General features: G+C 70.3%; 20 protein-coding genes. 9 read left to right on the forward strand and 11 right to left on the reverse strand.

Annotated elements, in window-relative coordinates; translation table 11 throughout:
• Positions 1 to 230 precede the first annotated feature (230 nt).
• Together KDN32_RS21425 and KDN32_RS21430 are read left to right on the forward strand one after the other, a co-directional pair.
• The gene (locus KDN32_RS21425) at positions 231 to 968 is read left to right on the forward strand and encodes a slipin family protein (protein ID WP_249217285.1); all 738 of its coding nucleotides are present in this window, start codon (positions 231 to 233) and stop codon (positions 966 to 968) included.
• Positions 969 to 1,147: 179 nt separating this feature from the next.
• Positions 1,148 to 1,387, forward strand: coding sequence for a hypothetical protein (locus KDN32_RS21430; protein WP_211734674.1), 240 nt, complete (start codon positions 1,148 to 1,150; stop codon positions 1,385 to 1,387).
• On the opposite strand, the gene KDN32_RS21435 is transcribed toward KDN32_RS21430, so the two are convergent.
• The 8 genes from KDN32_RS21435 to KDN32_RS21470 all read right to left on the reverse strand — a co-directional run bounded on the left by KDN32_RS21435 (position 1,372) and on the right by KDN32_RS21470 (position 9,284).
• The gene (locus KDN32_RS21435) at positions 1,372 to 2,403 is read right to left on the reverse strand and encodes a hypothetical protein (protein WP_211734676.1); all 1,032 of its coding nucleotides are present in this window, start codon (positions 2,401 to 2,403) and stop codon (positions 1,372 to 1,374) included. The genes KDN32_RS21430 and KDN32_RS21435 overlap by 16 nt on opposite strands.
• On the reverse strand, positions 2,396 to 2,749 hold the full coding sequence (locus KDN32_RS21440) for a PadR family transcriptional regulator (protein WP_211734678.1): 354 nt from the start codon (positions 2,747 to 2,749) through the stop codon (positions 2,396 to 2,398). The genes KDN32_RS21435 and KDN32_RS21440 overlap by 8 nt, the downstream gene beginning before the upstream one ends.
• A gap of 122 nt (positions 2,750 to 2,871) precedes the next feature.
• Entirely contained in the window at positions 2,872 to 4,074 is a 1,203-nt protein-coding gene (locus KDN32_RS21445) for a cysteine desulfurase-like protein (protein WP_211734680.1), read from the reverse strand.
• 10 nt (positions 4,075 to 4,084) lie between these two features.
• Positions 4,085 to 5,032: a succinylglutamate desuccinylase/aspartoacylase family protein gene (locus KDN32_RS21450; RefSeq protein ID WP_211734682.1), complete on the reverse strand. Its 948-nt coding sequence runs from the start codon at positions 5,030 to 5,032 to the stop codon at positions 4,085 to 4,087.
• A 112-nt stretch (positions 5,033 to 5,144) separates the two neighbouring features.
• Positions 5,145 to 5,522 carry a hypothetical protein gene (locus KDN32_RS21455; protein ID WP_211734684.1) on the reverse strand — a complete coding sequence of 126 codons (378 nt, stop codon included), beginning with the start codon at positions 5,520 to 5,522 and terminating at the stop codon, positions 5,145 to 5,147.
• Between the two features lie 170 nt (positions 5,523 to 5,692).
• Positions 5,693 to 7,213: a carbohydrate-binding domain-containing protein gene (locus tag KDN32_RS21460; RefSeq protein WP_211734686.1), complete on the reverse strand. Its 1,521-nt coding sequence runs from the start codon at positions 7,211 to 7,213 to the stop codon at positions 5,693 to 5,695.
• 18 nt (positions 7,214 to 7,231) lie between these two features.
• Entirely contained in the window at positions 7,232 to 8,350 is a 1,119-nt protein-coding gene (locus KDN32_RS23465; protein WP_211734688.1) for a bifunctional glycosyltransferase family 2/GtrA family protein, read from the reverse strand.
• Between the two features lie 4 nt (positions 8,351 to 8,354).
• Positions 8,355 to 9,284: a phosphodiester glycosidase family protein gene (locus tag KDN32_RS21470; protein WP_211734690.1), complete on the reverse strand. Its 930-nt coding sequence runs from the start codon at positions 9,282 to 9,284 to the stop codon at positions 8,355 to 8,357.
• Between the two features lie 167 nt (positions 9,285 to 9,451).
• On the opposite strand from KDN32_RS21470, the gene KDN32_RS21475 reads away from it, so the two are divergent.
• Positions 9,452 to 10,810 carry a hypothetical protein gene (locus tag KDN32_RS21475; protein WP_211734692.1) on the forward strand — a complete coding sequence of 453 codons (1,359 nt, stop codon included), beginning with the start codon at positions 9,452 to 9,454 and terminating at the stop codon, positions 10,808 to 10,810.
• 6 nt (positions 10,811 to 10,816) lie between these two features.
• Here the strand turns inward: KDN32_RS21475 and KDN32_RS21480 are convergent, their stop codons facing one another.
• A complete protein-coding gene (locus KDN32_RS21480) occupies positions 10,817 to 11,314 on the reverse strand; it encodes an ATP-dependent zinc protease family protein (RefSeq protein WP_211734694.1) in 498 nt (165 codons plus the stop codon).
• Positions 11,315 to 11,375: 61 nt separating this feature from the next.
• On the opposite strand from KDN32_RS21480, the gene KDN32_RS21485 reads away from it, so the two are divergent.
• The 6 genes from KDN32_RS21485 to KDN32_RS21510 all read left to right on the forward strand — a co-directional run bounded on the left by KDN32_RS21485 (position 11,376) and on the right by KDN32_RS21510 (position 18,070).
• A complete protein-coding gene (locus KDN32_RS21485) occupies positions 11,376 to 12,566 on the forward strand; it encodes a RimK family alpha-L-glutamate ligase (RefSeq protein WP_211734696.1) in 1,191 nt (396 codons plus the stop codon).
• A gap of 143 nt (positions 12,567 to 12,709) precedes the next feature.
• Positions 12,710 to 13,354, forward strand: coding sequence for a hypothetical protein (locus tag KDN32_RS21490; protein ID WP_211734698.1), 645 nt, complete (start codon positions 12,710 to 12,712; stop codon positions 13,352 to 13,354).
• 250 nt (positions 13,355 to 13,604) lie between these two features.
• Positions 13,605 to 14,546 carry an Ltp family lipoprotein gene (locus KDN32_RS21495; protein WP_211734700.1) on the forward strand — a complete coding sequence of 314 codons (942 nt, stop codon included), beginning with the start codon at positions 13,605 to 13,607 and terminating at the stop codon, positions 14,544 to 14,546.
• 428 nt (positions 14,547 to 14,974) lie between these two features.
• A complete protein-coding gene (locus KDN32_RS21500) occupies positions 14,975 to 16,276 on the forward strand; it encodes an HNH endonuclease signature motif containing protein (protein ID WP_211734702.1) in 1,302 nt (433 codons plus the stop codon).
• 383 nt (positions 16,277 to 16,659) lie between these two features.
• Entirely contained in the window at positions 16,660 to 16,980 is a 321-nt protein-coding gene (locus KDN32_RS21505) for a hypothetical protein (protein ID WP_211734704.1), read from the forward strand.
• Between the two features lie 64 nt (positions 16,981 to 17,044).
• Positions 17,045 to 18,070: an ImmA/IrrE family metallo-endopeptidase gene (locus KDN32_RS21510; protein WP_211734706.1), complete on the forward strand. Its 1,026-nt coding sequence runs from the start codon at positions 17,045 to 17,047 to the stop codon at positions 18,068 to 18,070.
• On the opposite strand, the gene KDN32_RS21515 is transcribed toward KDN32_RS21510, so the two are convergent.
• A complete protein-coding gene (locus KDN32_RS21515) occupies positions 18,042 to 18,860 on the reverse strand; it encodes an alpha-glutamyl/putrescinyl thymine pyrophosphorylase clade 3 protein (RefSeq protein WP_307854294.1) in 819 nt (272 codons plus the stop codon). The two genes, KDN32_RS21510 and KDN32_RS21515, sit on opposite strands and share 29 nt — an antisense overlap.
• 103 nt (positions 18,861 to 18,963) lie before the next feature.
• On the reverse strand, positions 18,964 to 19,758 hold the full coding sequence (locus KDN32_RS21520) for a hypothetical protein (RefSeq protein WP_211734710.1): 795 nt from the start codon (positions 19,756 to 19,758) through the stop codon (positions 18,964 to 18,966).
• Positions 19,759 to 19,768: the final 10 nt, after the last annotated feature.

Genomic DNA, 19,768 nt, shown 5'->3' on the forward strand with positions numbered 1-19,768 from the left:
CGTCGTACCCCGCCACACGCCCTCCACGGCAACGGTATCGGAGTTGTTCACTCCTGTGAGTTCGACTCTCACACCTCACGGGTGGTGGCCGGTGACGAGTCGCACCCGCATGCCCTGAGGCCGGACCGGTCAGCACGACGGTCCGTGTCCCCGCACGCCGGTGCGGTCGCCGACCACCACCCCAGCCCGCTTGCCACCCACACCCACCAGCGACCCGAAGGAGGATCGCCATGACCATGACCACCTACGTCTCCCGCCCCGACCGGCTCGTCACCAGCCGCTCGCTGCGCCACGGCCTGCGGCCGACCTTCGCGGTCCAGCCCTGGCAGGTCGCGCTCGAGCACCGCGACGGCGAGCCGACCCGTGTCCTGCCCGCCGGCCGGCACGTGCGCCGGACCCGGGCGACCTACCAGGTCGTCGACCTGCGCGAGCGCATCGACGTCGTGCCCGCGCAGGAGGTGCTGACGTCCGACGGCGTCACGGTCAAGGTCTCCGCCGTGTGGACCTGGGCCGTCGCCGACGCGGTCGCCCACACCGAGCGGGTGCACGACCCGGTGCACACCGTCTACGTCGCGGTGCAGCTCGCGCTGCGCGACGCGCTGTCCGGACTCGAGGCCGAGGCGCTGGTCCGCTCGCCCCGCACGGGGCTGGCGCCCGGCGCGCGTGAGGCGGTGGCCGAGGTCGCTGCCGGGGTCGGCATCCGGCTGCTCGACGTCGTCGTGAAGGACGTCGTGCTGCCCGCCGACCTGCGCGCGGCCCACGCCGAGCTGGTCGTCGGCCGGCACCGGGCGCAGGCGCAGCTCGAGGCGGCGCGCGCCGAGACCGCGGCCCTGCGGTCGCTGGCCAACGGCGCCAAGCTGCTCGACGACCACCCGGCCCTGGCCCAGCTGCGACTGGTCCAGGCGCTGCCGCCCGGCTCCCGGGTCGAGGTGGTCACGCCGGGGCGTACGTCCTCCCGCGAGGACTGAGCCCGATCGGGGGTGGCGGACCGTCACGCACGGTCCGCCGCCCGTCGGAGACGCGCAGGCAATGGTGCCCGTGCGCCCGGTCCGCCACGCTCGGCGCCCTCGACCGGTCGGAGCAATGCCTGCGCGTCTACCCCTGCGGGCGGGTGCTGCGTCGGGTCCTGCGGCGTAGCGTCGGAGCCATGACCAGCGACCAGCCCGAGCAGGACGCGTACGCCGAGCACCCCGAGGAGTCGGCCTTCCCGGCCGCGGGTGAGCGGGTCTCCGACGAGGAGCGCCAGGCCGCGCTGGACGCCGAGCCCGGCGGCAACGCCACCGTCGGCGACACGGTCGACACCGACGACGTCGACTCGCAGGCCGAGGAGGGCACCTCCGGCCAGGAGGTCGCCCAGCAGGCGCGCGGGGCCTACCGCCCGGACTGACCGTCCTCCTCGTCGCGGTGCAGCAGCCGCCAGGCGATGGCCAGGCACGCCGTCGCCAGCGCGGCCCGGAACCAGCCGAAGTCGCCGACCAGCGACACCCCTTGCGCGACGGCGATGATCGCCCAGATCGTTCCCTCGATCCGGCGCTGGCGGGCGTGGTCGGGCACGAAGCCGGCGGCGAACTCCTCGGGCGTGCCGCACTCCTCCTGCACGGTGCGGCCGGCGTCGGCGGCGATCGCGTGCGCGTCACCGATGATCTTCGCCACCCGCACGTCGGCGAGGTGGTAGCGACCGCGCAGGATCGCGCCGACCTGGCGTGACCACTCGTCGACATCGGCGATCGCGGGCGCGGGCGTGGGCCGCGCGTCGGCCCACCGGCCCGCCGCGGCCGCGAGGAGCGCGCAGCCGGCGACGACCCAGAGGTACGACCAGGTGCTCGCCGTGCCGAGCGGAACGGTCTTCGCCCACTCGTTGGCGAGGGCGAGCGTGGACGCACCGGCGGCGATCGCTCCGAGGGTGCCGATGGCCGCCGCGGCCGCGCCCCGGGCACGCAGCAGCGTGTCCCAAGTCGCCCACACGACGGCCTTGAGCACGCCGATCCCCACGGGCAGCAGGACCCAGCCCAGCGTCCACGTCAGCGTCGTCCGCCCGTCGAGGAGGAGGAACACCATGAACGCGCCGGTCCAGAAGGACGCCAGGCCGAAGCCCCATGCCGGGACCTCGGGCCACGTCATGCTCGACGCGTCCCAGAGGTGCAGGCGTCCCTCCGCGACCCACCGGTCGTAGAGCGCGTCGGAGTGCTCCTCCGGCGTGCCGAAGAGGTCCTCGGGCGACTCCTGCGTCTCCCGCACCAGCGCGAGCGCCTCCTCGAGCCCCTCGCACACCTGGTGAGGCTCGACGTCGCGGCGCAGCAGCCGCCACGAGACGGCGAACGCCCAGCCGCCGTCCGCGGGCACGCCGCGCGCCCGGTCGAACTCGTCGTGCAGCGCCGCCAGCGGTGTCGTCTGCTCAGCCATCCCTCGTCGCCCCCGTCGGCCCCGTCGTCATCGTCGTCATCGTCTCCCCCAGTTCGCGCCAGGCGGCCAGGTCGTGCCGCAGCCGGGTGCGGCCCTGCGCGGTCAGGTCGTACGCCTTGCGCCCCGGGCCGCCCTGCCCCTCGACCCACGTCGCGTCGACGTCGCCGCCCTCCTCGAGCCGGTTGAGCACGGGGTAGAGCGAGCCGCCCTTGAGCAGCCCGAAACCGCGCTCCGCGAGCGCCTGCGCGACGGCGTACCCGTGCAGCGGGCCGGCGTCCAGGGTCGCCAGCACCGCCACGTCGAGCGCAGCCCGCACCCAGGGTGCGGGCCAGCGGGCGTCGGTCATGCGGCTAAGTACAGCACATACCTAGGTACGGCCCACTGGTCGACCGCCGTTGTCGCTTGTCGCCCGACATTCCGGGCGTCGAGCGGACAATGGTCCGCTCGACCCCGGCAATCGCGCGGACCTCAGCCGAGGAACGCGCTGAGCCCCTCCAGCAGCCGGTCCACCTCGGCGTCGTCGTTGTAGGCGGCGAGCCCGATCCGCAGTCCGGAGTCGACGGGGAGGCCGAGGGCGCGGAAGGTCTCGACGGCGTAGAACGTGCCGGGCGGGACCATCACGTCGCGCTCGGCCAAGAAGGTGTGGGCGTCGACAGGCGAGCGGTCGCGCAGCGTCACGAACAGCGTGGACGTCCGGTCGGCGGCACGCGAGTGGAGGGTCAGGTGGTCGGTCAGGTCGGCGAGGCCGTCCTCGATCCGCTGCCGCAGCCGCAGCTCGTGGTCGGCGATCGACGCGGCGGCGGACACGAGACGTTCCCGCCGGGAGGAGCCGGTGCCGAGCGAGGCGATCAGGTCGACCGCCGCGGTCACGCCGGCGAGCAGCTCGTAGGGCAGCGTCCCGAGCTCGAACCGCTCCGGCACCGCGTCGGAGGAGGGGACGAGCTTGTCGGGGCGCAGCGTCTCGAGCAGCGCGGGGTCGGCGACGAGCGCGCCGCAGTGGGGGCCGAAGAACTTGTAGGGCGAGCAGACCAGCAGGTCGGCGCCCATCGCGGTGAGGTCGGGCGCGGCGTGGGCGGTGTGGTGCACCGCGTCGACGTGGACCAGCGCACCGACCTCGTGGGCCCGGGCCGCGACGGTCGCGACCGGCGGGCGGGTGCCGAGCAGGTTCGACGCCGCGGTCAGAGCGACCAGCCGCGTGCGCGGGGTGATCGCGTCGAGCGACGACAGGTCGAGCTCGCCGGTCGCCGGGTCCAGGCGCAGCCAGCGCACCGTCACGCCCGCCCGCTCGGCCGCCTGGATCCACGGCCGCACGTTGGAGTCGTGGTCGAGCTCGCAGACCACCACCTCGTCACCCGGCCCCCAGGTCTTCGCCAGCGCCCTTGAGACGTCGTACGTCAGCGCCGTCGCGCTGCGCCCGTGCACCACGCCGCCGGGGACCCCGCCCACCAGGTCGGCGATCGCCGAGCGGAACCCGGCCACGGCGTCCTCGGCGTTGCGCTGGCTGACCAGCAGCGAGCCGCGCTGCGACAGCGGTCCGGTCAGGGTCCGGGCGATCGCCTCGCCGACGACGGCCGGGGTCTGGGTGCCGCCGGGGTTGTCGAAGTGGGCGATCCCGGAGGCGAGGGAGGGGAAGTGCGAGCGGAAGCCTGCGACGTCGAAGGACAAGGACATGCGGGGCACGCTAGTTGGCGATGTGCACCACGGCGTCACCGGAGTTGACAAGCGGCGCCTCGGTGCGGCCGATCACGATGCCGTCGCGGTTGGCGTAGACCGCGCGCAGCGTCTTGCCGAAGGAGTCGAAGAGGGTGCCGAGGCGCTCGCCGTCGCTGACCTTCTGCCCGAGCTGGGCGTCGAGGTGCAGGATGCCGGTGCGGCGCGCGCGCACCCAGCCGCTGGCGCGGCACTCCAGGCTGGGCTCGACCGGCGGCTCCTCCACCGGCTCGGTCATCCCGAGCGCCGCCAGCACCCGACGCACGCCGAGCACGCCGGCGTCGACGGCGTACGCGTCGAAGCGCAGCGGCTCGCCCGCCTCGTAGAGCAGCACCTTGGCGCCGTGCTCGCGGGCCGCGTGGCGCAGGGAGCCGTCGCGGATCTTGGCGTGCAGCATCACCGGGGCGCCGAAGGCGGCGGCGAGCTCACGCGTACGGGGGTCGTCGAGGTCGGCGCGCACCTGCGGGAGGTTGCTGCGCCGGTCCGACCCGGTGTGCAGGTCGATGCCGACCTCGCAGCCCGACACGATCTCGCGCATGAAGAGGTGGGCGATCCGGCTGGCGAGCGAGCCGCGCGCGGAGCCGGGGAAGGAGCGGTTGAGGTCGCGGCGGTCGGGGAGGTAGCGGTCGCCGGTCATGAAGCCGAGCACGTTGACGATCGGGACCGCGACCAGCGTCCCGCGGAACGTCTTGGGGTCGAGGCCAGCCATCACCTGGCGCACCACCTCGACGCCGGCGACCTCGTCGCCGTGGATGGCCGCGTCGATCCAGACCGCCGGACCGTCCTCGCGGCCGTGCACCACCCGCACCGGGAGCGTCACGTCGGCGCCGGTCACGAGCCGGGTGATCGGCAGCTCGAGCGCGCGTGCCGAGCCGGACCGGATCCGTACGCCCCCGATGGCGAAGGACTCCCGCGCCACTAGCGGGCGCTCCGGCCGGTCGGGATGCTCACGACGTCAGGGTAGTGGGCGCAGGGGCCCGCCCCGACTCCTCCCGGGGGATCGGAGGTGCCGGGGCGGGCGATCGGGGGGGTCAGCTGTTGAGGGCCGACGAGTCCGAGTCGGAGCCCGAGCCGCTGTCGGTGTCGGGCTGGCCGTCGCCGTCGAAGTCCGGCGCCTGGCCGGTCGTGCCGCCCTGGTCGGTGCCGGTGCTTCCGGGCGGTCCGCCCATCTGGCCGCCCATCTGGCCGGGACCGTCGCCGTCGCCGTCCATGTCGCCCATCGGTCCGCCGCCCGGCCCACCGGGGAACCCCTGCTGGCCGGTGAGCCCGGACTGGTCGGTGGTCGACGTGGTGCCGGTGGTGGCGGAGCCGTCGTCGCCGACGGCGTAGCCCGCCCCGAAGCCCGCGCCGCCGATGGCGAGACCGGCCACGACGGCGCCAGCGGCGATGACGCGGCGGCCCTTCGCCACCCGCCACGAGCGCGAGCGGGCCGGGGAGACCTCGGCGTCGAGGGCCGGCTGGTCGGCGGCGTACGCCGGCGTGGTCAGGGTGGCGGTGCGGTGGTCGGGGGTGCTGGGTGTCGCTGCTCATGGTGGTGCCTTTCGTTCGGGTGTCACGTGCGTGGGAAGTGGCGCGAGGGTCAGCCGCCCATCGGGCCTCCGGGGCCGCCGGTGCCCGCGGGGGCCTCGCCGGCGGTGACGGTCGTGGAGGTGCCGTCGACGGTGACGGTGTAGCTGGCTCCCTGCTCGAGGTCGGCGGACGAGAGGACGATCGAGGCGTAGTCCTTCTCCGGGGTGTAGGACGCCACCTCGGTGCCGGCCGCGTCGGTCACGACGACCTCGGTGCCGGCGGACGCGGTGGTGTCGAGCGCGGCGGCGATCCACGCCTGGTCGGAGTCGGTCGAGGGGGCGACCAGCATGCCGGCGCTGCCGGTGGCGACGAGGGTGCCGCCGGAGACGTCGAAGGTGCCGTTGACGTCGAGCGCGCCGTTGCCGTCGGTGGTCGGGCCGTAGACGGTGATGTCGCCGCCGGTGATGGTCGCGTCGCCGTTGGAGTCGAGGCCGTCGCCGCTGGCCCACACCTCGAGGGTGCCGCCGTTGACGTAGAGGTGCAGCGAGCTGTCGATGGCCATCTCGCCGCCGGCCTGCCCGTCGGTCGAGGCACTGTCGTCGGACGAGCTGACGTTGACGCCGTCGTCGGCGGAGTGCAGCTCGATCGTGCCGTCGTCGACCACGATGACCGAGCCCTCCATCGCCTCGTGGGAGCCGGACACCACGACGCTGCCGCCGGAGACGAGCACCTGGGTGCCCTTGATGCCGTCGTCCTCGGACGACACGGTGAGCTCGCCGCCCTGGACCAGCACGAAGCCGGTGCCGGCGTCCTCGGTGTTGGTGGACTTGAACGCGTCGCCGACCGCGTCGACGGTGACGGTGCCATCGGTGAGGACGAGGTAGTCCTTGCCGATGATCCCGTCGTCGACGGAGGTGACGTCGATGGTGCCGCCGGTGATGACCAGGCCGTCCTTGCCGACGATGCCGTTGTTGCTGGTGCCCGTGACGGTGAGCGAGCCGCTGCCGCCGATGGTGAGGTCCGCGGACGACCACAGCGCGCCGGTGGGCGCGTCCTCCGAGGTGTCGGCGTACGTCGTGGCGTCGGTGAGCGCGTTGTCGCTGCCGTCGGCGAGCACGACCACCACCGACTCGGCGTCGGTGACCGCGATCGCGGCTGAGGTCTCCGAGGTGATCGTCGCGTCGTCGAGCACCAGGCGTACGACGCCGTCGCCCGCGCTGTCGACCACCACCTGGCCGGTGAGCTCGCCGGTCAGGACGTACGTCCCGGCGGCGGAGATCGTCGCGGTGCCGTCGGCGGAGGTGACCGCGTCGGAGTCGGAGGTGGCAGAGGTGCCGTCGAGGGTGACGGTCGTGGCGTCGGCCTCGTCGTAGGACGTGTCGCCGGTCTCGACGGCGACGTCGTCGGCGAGCACCTCGTCGACGGTCGTGCCGTCGGAGGTGGCGACCGCGCTGGTGGTGGTGCCGGTGCTCGTCGAGGTGGTGGTCGTGTCGCTGGCGACGGATGCACCGCAGCCGGCGAGCAGGACGGTGGCGGCGACGCCGGCGACGGCGTGGCGGAGGCGGTTCGAGTGCACAGGGAGGAGTCGCATCGGGTGCGGCCTTTCGGGTCAGCGGGGGCCGCGCGAGCGACCTGATGCCTCGATCGTGCTGGGGCGACCTGTCGCGGAGGTGGCCTCGTCCTGTCCGTCTCCTGTGAGCCCGCGACCGGGCGCGAAGACGAACGCGCGCTGGGCCGCGAAGCTCGACGAGACCAGCGCGACCTCGGTCACGAGCTTGGCCGGGAGCAGGGCCAGGCCGGCGCCGTGCAGCGTGCTGAGCAGCAGGTAGTTGGCGCCGAGGAGGGCGCTCGCGAGCGCGGCGTAGCGCCAGGCAGCGGTGCGGGTGCGGACCCTCCGGCCGCCCTCGAAGACCAGGCGGCGGTTGACCGCGAAGTTGATCCCGGCGCTGGTGAGGCGGGCGCCGACGACCGACAGCAGCAGGTCTCCGGTGAGGGCCTGCAGCGCGAGCAGCGCCACCGTGTCGATGGCGAACGCGGCGAGCGAGGAGGCGAGGAAGACCAGCAGCGGCGCGTAGACCCGGATCGAGTCGACGACCGGGCGGAAGTGCGACGAGGCGTTGTCGTCGAGGTAGATCGTGGCGATCGGCACCTCCTCCAGCGCGATCCCTGCGCGGGCGGCGCGGAGCAGCACCTGCAGCTCGTACTCGTAGCGCTCGCCCGGCACCGAGCACGCCCACGCGAGGACGCCGGCGGGCAGGCCGCGCAGCCCGGTCTGGGTGTCGGTGAGACGGGTCCGGGTGGCGGCGGCGAACAGCCGGCGGGTGACGGCGTTGCCGATCCGGCTGCGCAGCGGGACGCCCGCGTCGAGGGCGCGGCTGCCGAGCACGATCTGGCGGCCAGGGTCGGCGAGGAGCCGCTCGCCGATCGCGACGACGTCGTCGAGCGCGTGCTGGCCGTCGGCGTCGGCGCAGACCACGGGGGATCCCGGGCGGGTGGCGGCGACGTGGGCGAAGCCGGCCTTCAGCGCCGCGCCCTTGCCGCGGTTGGTGGGGAGCGCCAGCACCTCGGCGCCGAGGGTGATCGCCCGCGCGAAGACGTCGGCGTACGCCTCGCCCGACCCGTCGTCGACGACCAGCAGGTGCCAGTCGGGCCGGGCGGCGCGGACGTCGGCGAGGGTGCGGAGGAGGGCCGGACCGGGGCGGTAGGCCGGGACGAGGACGGTCGGCACCGGCTCAGCCCTTGACGTAGAGGATGTCGGAGGTGCCGCGCTCGCCGCCGTTGCTCGGGCGGTTGACCACCTCGCCGTCGAAGAACATCGTCGACGACCCGCCGCCGTCGATGTTGTAGGCCGTCACCGCGCCGAGGCCCTTCATCAAGGTGGCGAGCTCGGTCATCGTCGCGCCGGCGCTGTAGCCGGGGTCGCGGCCGTCGACGACGACGAGCAGCAGGTGGTTGTCGTCGACGACGCCGACCGCGGTGCGCGGCTGGTCGCCCTGGATCGAGTGGTTGCCGAAGTTGGTGTCGACCTCGACGTCGTCGATCCCGTCGAGCACCTCGCCGTCGGCGACCAGCGCGGGCCCGAAGGAGAGGGTGTTCCAGACGCCCGCGTCGACGAGCGCGTCGGCGCTGGTGGCGGTCTCGTCGTAGAGCTCGACGTGCCCGTCCTTGTAGAACGCCAGGCCCTCGCGGGCGCCGGCATCGCGCCAGGCGACGCCGTTGCGCACGACGATGCCGGTCTCGCGGAAGCCGTAGTAGTCGCCGTTGATCGCGAAGACCGCGCCGTTCTGCTCGGCGATGTCGGAGGTCTCGTCGACGATGTTGGTGCCGAAGGAGTCCTGGGCGAAGGCCGAGCGCAGCACGGTCGCGTCGCTCAGCACGAGGTCGGCGACGACGTAGGTCACGGTCGCGTCGCCGCTGCCGGTCGTCACCTTCTTCACGGTGATCGTCGTGCCGTCGGCGCTCCAGCTGTCGTCGGTCAGGACCGCGTCGGAGGTGTCGAGCTCGGTGCCGTCACTGCCCTGGCTGGCCTCGTACGCCGACGCGTCGGCGACCTCGACGTGGTCGACGACGTAGCGGTCGAGCGCCCACGCGCCGCCGCCGGTGGTGAGGGTCAGGGTGGTGAGGCCGCCGATGAGGAAGGCGCGGCGCGAGGGTGCGGGCATGGGCTGCTCCAGTCGTCGAGGTTCTCCTCGACGATCGGAGGTGTCGCTGTCCGCGAACTGTGGTGCGGCTCGGGATCCGGTGTGGGTCGCCTCGTCCCGACGGCCGCAACTTCCGGACCGCTGGCCGCGTCACACTGGTTGCCCGCACTCGGACGGAAGAGACCTTCATGCGCACGATGCCCCTCCTCGCGATCAGCCTCCTGGCCACCGGCCTCGGCGTCGCCCCCGCCTCACCTGCCGGTGCCGCCGGCGAGACCTGCCAGGGGAGGGCCGCGACGATCGTCGGCCAGCCGCTGCAGCGCGTCGTCGGGACCGAGGGACCGGACGTCGTGGTCACGAACGGGGCGATCGGTGTCGACACCCTCGGTGGCGACGACCTGGTCTGCGTCACCGACGCGATCGCTCCGGGCATGGTCACGCTGCGCACCGGCGCAGGCAACGACGTCGTCGACGCCTCCGCCTCCGGGTCGTGGGTCGACGCCGAGCTCGGAGCCGGCTCGGACCACTACACGGCCTCCGCCGGGCACGACACCGTGCTGACCGGGTCGAGGGAGGGCAGCAGGCACGTCGACACCGAGCCGGACACGGTGGTGGCCACCACGGGCGGCAACGCCAGCCAGACCGGGGACGAGTGGACGACCGGGATGTCCGGTGTGCCCAACGCCGACGTGCTCCAGCTCGCCGGGGTCGGCCACACGGTCCGCTGGAGCGGCGTCCAGACCGCGGGCTCGCAGGTCGTCATGGGCACCGGGGCCACGCTGCAGCCCTCCCTCGGTGACGGCGACATCGCGATCGACGCCGCCGGGTCCTGGACGGAGGACGGCGCGCCCGTCCTCGCCTGGACCGGCGAGGCGACCCGCTTCGAGCTGATCGGTCGATCGTCCGCGACGTCGCTCTCCTTCACCGGCACCGACCGCGACGAGCACGTCCACAGCTCGTTCGGCAAGGGCGTGCTGGACGGGCCGCAGCGCTTCGACCTCGGCGCCGGGGACGACACGCTGCTCTCGGAGGACGGTGTCGGCGGCAAGGGCAGCTCCTACATCGGGGGACTGGGCGACGACTCCATCGAGCTCTTCGGCGGCAAGCGGCTCGACGTCGAGATGAACGCCGGCAGGATGTACTACCGGCAGCACGGCACGAAGGTCGGCGCCTCCTTCGACTACTTCGAGGACGTGCGGGTCGGCGCCAGGCACCTCTACGTCGGCGGCACCGCGCACGCCGACCACGTCAGCTTCTACGCGTGCACCGCGACCGTCAGGGGCCGCCGTGGCAACGACGTGCTGGCCTTCTCGCGGAGGAGCGACGACGGCCACAAGATCGGCTGCGACGCGCGGAAGTCGAAGATCCGGATCTTCGGCGAGGACGGCAAGGACACGATCACCGGCTCGCGCGGGCGCGACCTCCTCGTCGGCGGCCGCGGCCGCGACACCGTCCGGGGCAAGGCCAACCGCGACCGCTGCTCGGGCGAGAAGCTCTCGAGCTGCGAGGTGAGGGTCCCGATGATCGTGCGGCCCCGGAAGGCCTGAGCCGGGTCAGCGACCCCAGTTGCGGCGGCGTACGGCCCGCTTCGGCTTGCCGCCCGCGTAGGACAGCGAGGAGTCGACGAGGAAGCCGCGCTCGAGGGCCTCGCGGCCGATCAGCATCCGGAAGCCCATCTCGTCGCGGTTGCTGAGGGTCATCACGGTGGTGATGGTGCGCCCGGCGAGGGTGACGTCGAGGGCGACGGCGTAGCGCTTCTCGACCTGGCCGTTGCTCGAGCGCACCTCGCGCATGTCGAGGACGGGCAGGCTGAGCTCGACGTGGTCGTCGTCGGACTTCTGCCACGGGTGGATGGAGAACCGCACCCACTCGGCGCGGTCGTGCTCGTAGGCCTCGAGGTCGAAGGCGTGGATCGACGACGAGCGCGCGCCGGTGTCGATCTTGGCCTTCATGAAGTCGACGCCGGCCTGCGGAAGGCCCACCCACTCGCGCCAGCCGACGACGACCTTCGACGCGGGTGCGTCGTTCGGGTCTTCGAAGGGCGTGGACACCTGTCCATCCTCTCAGGAGGGTGGGGTCGGGCCGGGGGTCGAGGTGGTTGTATGGCCCACCATGAAGCTCGCCATCCTCTCCCGGGCGCCCCGCTCCTACAGCACGCAGCGCCTGCGCACCGCGGCGATCGACCGGGGTCACGACGTCAAGGTGCTCAACACGCTGCGCTTCGGCATCGACCTCTCGGGGGACGAGCCCGACCTGCTCTTCCGCGGCAAGCAGCTGTCGACGTACGACGCGGTGCTCCCGCGGATCGGCAACTCGATCACCTACTTCGGCACCGCCGTCGTGCGGCAGTTCGAGCAGATGGACGTCTACACGCCCAACACCAGCTATGGCATCGCCAACAGCCGCGACAAGCTGCGCGCCACGCAGATCCTCTCGCGTCACAAGATCCCGATGCCGGCGACGACGTTCGTGCGCGACCGCGCCGACGTGATCCCGGCGATCGAGCGGGTCGGCGGTGCGCCCGTCGTGATCAAGCTGCTCGAGGGCACCCAGGGCATCGGCGTCATCCTCGCCCCGACCATCAAGGTGGCCGAGGCGATCATCGAGACGCTGCAGAGCACCCGGCAGAACGTGCTGATCCAGCGCTTCGTCAAGGAGAGCAAGGGCCGCGACATCCGCGCCCTCGTCGTCGGCGACCGCGTGGTCGCGGCGATGCGCCGCGTCGCGCAGGGCGACGAGTTCCGCTCCAACGTCCACCGCGGCGGCAGCGTCGAGCCGGTCGAGCTCGACGAGGAGTTCGAGCGCGTCGCGGTGCGCTCCGCGCAGATCATGGGTCTGCGCGTCGCCGGTGTCGACATGCTGGAGGGCCGCAAGGGCCCGCAGGTGATGGAGGTCAACTCCTCGCCCGGCCTGGAGGGCATCGAGGCCGCCACCAAGCTCGACGTCGCCGGCGCGATCGTCGACTACATGGCCAACCAGGTCGCCTTCCCCGACATCGACGTCCGCCAGCGCCTCACCGTCTCGACCGGCTACGGCGTCGCCGAGATCGTCGTCCACACCGGCTCCGACATGGTCGGCAAGAAGCTCGGCGACTCCGGCCTCGACGAGCGCGACATCACCGTCCTCACGCTCCACCGCGGCCCGCAGGTCATCCCCAACCCGCGCAACAAGACCGTCCTCGAGGGCGAGGACCGCCTGCTCTGCTTCGGCAAGCTCGAGGAGATGCGCTCGATGATCCCCGACCGCAAGCAGAAGCGGGTGCGGAGGCTGATGAAGAAGCACCTGCCGCCGGAAAGCAGCTGAGGAACTTAGGGGTTGGCTGTCGAGACCGTGGGTGCCCTGGTTCGTGGGGCCGGCGAGACGCGTGGGCATTGCGAGTTTTGCCAATGCCCTGACGTGCAATCCTGCGATGTGTTCGCCTATGCGGCGTGAATTACGACTCGACCATGCGCAAGTGCATCTCGCGCCATCCCAACAACAGTCACCACAGCTCGCTCGGAAAGGCGAGGCCCCACGCGGGCATGGAACGCCAACTCGCCGCAGCAGGAACACTCGTTGCCGCAGCACTCCTTGCAGGTTGCTCGGTGGCCGACGCCTCCGAATCGTTCCCCGCCGATCAAGCCGAGTTCGTTGACGCCGTCAATACGGCAAAGGACGCTGCGGATGGGGCCAATGAGATGAAGGTCGTCCAACTCCGCGAGACCCGTAACGACGCCATCTGCGGAATGTTGCCCAAGAGCCTTGCGGTCGAGGACTGGTACGGCGTCGTGAGTGACCTCGACACGACCATGGGTGGTGATTCAGGCACCCTAGAGGTTGAGCTTGATGACCGCATCGCACTTGGCACCTGGAACAACGGCTTCTCGGATGCGCTCGACGGTGCATCGTCGCTCATTAGTCGCGATTCCCCTGTCTACGAGCAGGTCGCAGACCTGAGCGAGGGAGATCTGGTTCAGTTCAGCGGGAAGTTCATGAGAGATAAGAAGGACTGTGTCGGTGAGAAGTCGATGACCGACGTAGGTGGAGTCAGGTCGCCTACGTTCGTGTTCGCCTTCACCGATGTCGTTCCGGCAAAGGCGGCTGGGGAGTAGTTCCCCGGCGGACGCGATGCAGGCTCCGCCGCCGCCGATCAACGCGGCGCGGGGCCTACATGGCGTCACGTAGCCCGCCCGGGCTACCAGGCAGGAAGATCGCATTGGGCTCGAGGGCCCTCCCTATCTGCCCAACACAGGTGACATTCCTCGAATTCGAGGACGAGTACCCCGTGTCAATGTGATCCTGACGTCCTCAGCGTGCGGGGTGGGACCGCACCTCACAATCAGCATCACGGGGGACGCACTCATGCCGACGAACACGCCTGCACCGGGATGGTTCCCGGACCAGAAGGACAGCGGACAGCTGCGGTGGTGGGACGGCCAGCGATGGACGGACCACACTGCGCCGATGCCCGGTGCGCAGCAGGCGGCAGGTCCCAGCGCCGCGCCGCTCGTCAATCAGCCAGGCGTGCCCGCCGCCACCGTGAAGAAGCCGTGGTACTTCCGCTGGTGGGCGATCGCCGCAGCCGTGGTCGTCGGTCTCGCTGTCATCGGCAGCTTGGCGCCCGACGAGGAGTCGGGCAGTGCCGCTGCGGAGAAGCCCGCGGCATCGTCCTCGCCGTCCTCCGAGACCGGGGCCGAAGCCGGGACGGATGTCGAGCCCGCGACGGAGACGGAGCCGGTCGACACCGACGGTGACGGAGTGCCGGACGACGAGGACGTCGCCCCCGAGGACAAGCGGGTCCAGACCGAGGACGACATCGACTCCGACAAGGACGGCGTGCCGGACTACAAGGACGCATTCCCCAAGAACGCGCGGTTCAGCAAGGACACGGACGGCGACGGTGTCGCGGACCAGGTCGACGACTTCCCGAAGGACGAGCGCTACAGCAAGGACTCGGACGGCGACAAGGTCGCTGACTCGGTGGACGACTTCCCGGCTGACCCCAGTCGTTCGAAGATCACCCCGGCCATGTCGAATGCGATCGACACTGCGTCCAACTATCTCGACTACACGGCCTTCTCGCGCACTGGCCTGATTGATCAGCTCGAGTTCGAGGGCTACGCCACCGGCGACGCGACCTTCGCCGTCGACTACCTGAAGGTCAACTGGAACGAGCAGGCGGTGCAGTCGGCGAAGAACTACCTCGACTACACGAGCTTCTCTCTGCAGGGTCTGATCGACCAGCTGGTGTTCGAGGGCTTCACCTACGAGCAGGCGTCCTACGGCGCGAACAAGGCGTACTGACACCCACGCCAACCGGCTCAGCCGTGCAGGGTCCCCTGCACGGCTCCGGCCTGGTACGTCGCGTTGTGCACGTTGACGTAGTAGCGCCGCGGGTGTGCCGCGATCCGCGCGCTGCCCGAGCCGTCGGGGTCGCCGCTCGCCGTGAGGCGCGGGGGCGGGCTTGGGAAGATCTCTCTCGCTGGTCGAGGAGGGACGAAACGCCGCCCTGAGGAGGCCGCCAGCGGCCGTCTCGAAGGGTCCCGTCACGAGACCTCCCAGCCCGAGCTCGATCACAGGGCGACTGTCGGACCCCACGGCTAGGATTGAGGTGTTAATCGAGCGTGAGCTCGGGCCCTTCAGTTAGCCACCAAACAGGCTGTACACACCCACAGACATAGGCCATCCAGTATCGTCGACGCGCCCTCGGGGCGCGGTGAGGGTGTGGTCCGATGAGTGCGGTTCCGGCAGATCCCGAGTTCACGGGACGGAGCGCGTGGCAGGTGCCCGGTGCGGGCGCCTCGCCGCTGGACGCGCTGCTCGGACGCCTCGACGCCGTGCTCACCGACCTGGGTGACCTGTCGGCAGGTGGCCTCGTGGATGTGGACGTGGTGCGGCTGCTCGACGCGGCCACGATGGCGGCGAGCCGGGTCGCGGGGGTGGAGTGCGGCGCGGTGGCGGAGGCCGACCGGCGCAGCCTCGGCGACGCGGTCGGCGCGCGGCACACCCACCACTGGTGGGCGCAGCGCAGTCGCCTGACCCGCTCGGAGGCGGGCCGGCTGACGCGGCTCGGTGTCGCGCTCGACGAGCCTCGGCACGCGGACGTCGCCCGTCAGCTCGCGGACGGGACGCTGCGGCTGGAGCAGGCCCGGGCCATCGTCGAGGCAGTCGAGGCCATGCCATCCGAGGTCGGCGCCGACGTACGCGACCAGGCGGAGGCAGCCCTGCTCGGCTTCGCGCGTCAGCACGACGCCCGGGGGCTGAAGCAGATCGGCAAGCGGATCCTCGACGCAGTGGCCCCGGAGGTCGGGGAGGCGGCCGAGGCGAAGAACTTGGAGGACGAGGAGCGTCGCGCCGCCGAACAGGTCGGGTTCTCGATGAGCGACGACGGCGAGGGTCGGAGCCACGGCTCGTTCACGGTGCCCTCAAGCGTGGGGTCGACGCTGCGGCGAATCCTGCAGGCCTTGGCCAATCCGGCGCGCCACACCGAAGCCGACCTGCGCGACGAGACCGGCGGGGGGAAGTCGACGCGTCGGCGGATGGGCGAGGCGTTCGTCGAGTTCATCGAGCGGTACCCGCTCGGAGCGATGCCGCAGACCGCGGGCGTCAACGCCACGGTCGTGGTGACGATGACGCTGCAGGACCTGCTCGGCGAGCGGGGCGTCGCGCTGCTGGACGACGGCACGCGGATGTCGGCGGCTCAGGCACGGCGGTTGGCGTGCGAGGCCGGGATCATCCCCGTCGTCCTCGGCGGCGACGGCCAGGTCCTCGACCTCGGCCGCTCACGCCGGCTGTTCTCGAAAGCGCAGCGGATCGCGCTCGGGCTGCGCGACGGCGGCTGCACGGCTCGTGGATGCGAGACGACGGCGGCGGGCTGTCACGCCCACCACGACGACCCGTGGGCTCGCGGCGGTGCCACGGATGTCGCCAACGGGCGCCTGCTGTGCCCGCACCACCACCGGCTGGCCCACGATCCGCGCTACGCGAGGACCATCCACGCCAACAACGCGGTCACCTTCGTGATGCGGACGTGAGGAGACCTTGCCCGCCTGTGACCACAAGCTCGGTCGCTGCTGGATCGCAGGATGTGGGTTCGTCGGCAGCGGCGAACCGCCCAGAATGACGCGAGTGAGACCCGCGGCACCGGCAGCCGGTGTCGATCGTCGCCGCAAGTCACGACGCCCGTGCGCACACGGATGACAGGTTCGTGGCCCATCGCACCGGCGTCTCGAACGTGGCAGGTCTCCAAAACCTAGGGCAGCATGTAGCGGCAACGTGATAAGGACCGGTGCGGCTCGGGCGTCCGCCCACGCGCAGCTACGACAATTACGAAAGCAAGTCTCGGCGTGTCAAGGCGAGAAACGGCTCCTCGCCGCGGCGCGTCGGTATGTTCGACGCTCGACATCGGGGACTATCTTTGATCATTGCTTTCAACACGCCCACCCTGCGGCGGCTCTGCGAGGACAACTCCGCCGCCGTCGCGAGATTCGGCGAGCAGGTAGGCGCTGGTCTGCGCGGTCGCCTTGCAGACCTGCGTGCAGCCGCGACGATCGCTGACCTCCTCGTCGGGAGGCCCCGGACGGGGGGACCGAGCAACCGCGAGCTCAGCCTGGATCTCGCGAGTGGCGCGAGCACCCTGTGGATCGCAAACCACACGAAGCCGCGCGTCGACGACGCTGGGATGATCGACTGGTCCCGAACGACGTACGTTCAACTCATGAAGATTGAGGTGATCTGACTTGCACACCGGAGGACTGACCCCTCGGTGGGCCTCAGCCCCGGGAGAGACTCTCGAAGCGGTGATGAGCGAGCGACGCCTCGATCTCGACGACTTGGCGCCCTCTCTTGGTCTGAGCGCCAGCGACGCTCGCCGACTGCTGGCCGGCGCTCTGCCCCTGACGGTCGCAATCGCTCGAAACCTCAGCACGACAGTTGGCGGAACGACCGAGTTCTGGTTGACCCGTGAGGCCCAATACCAAGATGACCTAGCGCGGGTGCAAGCTGACAAGTGGTCCCAAGGGCTGCCGGTCGCGCAGATGGTCAAGTTTGGTTGGATGGAGAAGCCGTCTTCGTGGGTGGACCAGATCGACGAATGTCTGCGCTTCTTCGACGTCCCGGACATCGGCACCTGGGAACAGCGATACGACAGGCAGGTCGAGGCCGCACACTTCCGGTCCTCACCGAGTTTCGATTTGGAAGCCGGTGCAACCACTGCCTGGTTCCGAGCCGGCGACCTCGTCGCTGAGAGCCGCGCGGATCTTCCGCCCTTCGATTCCCATGCACTCAACGAACTGCTTCCGCGGCTGCGCGATCTCACTAGGGTTCCGCAGCCGGAGAGATTCGTTGGCGACCTCGTCAGGCTGTGCGCGGGCGCTGGTCTGCACGTGGTTGTTCTTCCGACACCTAAGGGTTGCTCGGCAAGCGGGGTTGCCCGCCGCCTGGGCCAGCATCCACTCATCCAGCTCAGCGCGCGCCACCTCACCGATGACCACCTTTGGTTCACGTTCTTCCACGAGGTCGGCCATGTTTTGCGCCATAACCTCGAGATGCCATTTATCGACAACTTGGACGACCGCGAAGACATAGACGGCTTCGAGGAGGAGGCGAACGACTTCGCGTCGGAGTTCTTGATCGGTCGAGCCCCAATCAGTCGAGGTGCCCTTGATAGGCGAAACATCATCCGAACTGCCCACGCGAACTCGATCTCACCAGGTATCGTCGTCGGCCAATTGCAGCACCGCGGCTTGTTGAGGCGTGAGCAATTCAACTACCTCAAACGTCGATACGTTTGGAACGGCACTACCCTCGAAACGCGACGAAGGAGCTAGGGCTCTTCTGCCAGTTGCACAGAGCATCCTCGAACACGTCATAGCCGATTCCCAACCGGTCTCGTAGCGGGGCTAGCCGACGCTCGATCTCCCGGTTGCGCGGTTGACCCTTCGAGTGCCCGGTAAGCAGAAGCCGAGCGCCGTATTGTGGGCCGCTCGCACCGACGAGGTGAAGACCGTCTGGCTCGACGTCCAGCAGGTCAAGCTTCCCCATCATCGAAAGGTAGTCGAAACGGGCGATCCGTCCGAACCGCCTCACCTGGACAGCGGACTCGTAGATGGAGGCGAAACGCTTCATCGGTGTAGCGCCCACGGCCACGCTGCTGAACAACGCTTTGTGCGAGGCGCCGACCCACTCGATATAGCTCTCAAGGACAGCACCGGTCCCGTTGGCAGAAGACCCGGACAAGCTCTCGCGCTTGCGATGGTTGCCGAATCTCCCGCCTCGAGCCCTCATCGTTGCCTGATTGGCATCTAGCCAGGCACGCAACTGCATGACGTCTGCGCTCGCGTTCGCCCAGTTCCACTGACCTGCCTGTCCAAGACGACCGTAGAAGTCCGACGACAACTGCCAATCGTTCCTCCGGTCGCGACCGAAATGAACGGAGAGGAGTACGAGCCAACAGGCCTCGTCGTAGTCGCCGTCTCGTGAGTGGAGAATCGCTGCTTTGAGCGGGTCAAAGGAGCCTGACGCTGGGTCGCGCGACGGCTCGGTCAACGTGACGCCGGTCATCAGCCTCTCGATGTACCGACTGCGACGCTGACTCTCGATGATTTGTGCTACGAGCACCTCCCGCGTCCGCAGCGCAGCGACACCGATGAGTGGCTCGACATCGCGCTCGAACTCATCTAGGACGGCATGGAGTCGGTCCGCCTCGGCTCTATCGCCGGGCCTAACTAGCGGTCGCGCTGGCAACGGTTGCTCCTACCCACTCACCGATTCGCTGCATCACTTCTGTAGTTACGCCGAAACTGCTTTGCAGATTGTGGTTGTAGCCGATCACACGGATGGATCGATCCATCGCCACCTCGCCGATGGCGTCGATCACGCCTTCGTAGGCAATGCCGCCGACCCCTGTCCCGCTTGAGCGTGGCAGTGTCCAGCTATCGACCTCTCGAGCGACCAGGGATGCGTCGGCGAACTGCACGAACTCGGACACCACCGCTCGGCCGTTGAGAACGAGGACATCGACCGCGGAGTCGCGGATGAGCTCGGCAATCGTGGATCTTCCACGCCGCATGAGATCGTCGCGGACCGCGCCGGGAAGGATGCCCCACTTCGTCGACGTCGCATAGGCGACGAGGTCCACATGGCAAGCAGTCGAGTCGTAGTACGAGGCACCACCTGCGCACAGCATTCGATCAAGGACGTCGAACCATTGACGGTAGGGGTTCCCTTGGAAGTACCTGCGACAGCCGAGAGCGATTGAGCGGATGTCGTCGCCCGTTGCGTCGTCCCAGGACGCACGACCCAGAGATGACAGAGTCGGTAGGCGCCGAGCCGGCTCGGCCAACTCAGTGCCAGCCTTGTCAACGAACTCGCGATTGCTTGGGTTGATCCCAACCGTAGCGACCTTGGCGAGAGCGATTTCGCCGAAGAAGGGAACGGGGCACGCCCAGCCGAGTACGTCGTTCGGCGCCACCTGTGAGTCAAGCTGGTCGACTAGTCGCGAGATCTGGCTGTACACGATCCTCCCG

It is taken from the genome of Nocardioides palaemonis, assembly GCF_018275325.1.
GTDB classification, from domain to species: Bacteria; Actinomycetota; Actinomycetes; order Propionibacteriales; family Nocardioidaceae; genus Nocardioides; species Nocardioides palaemonis.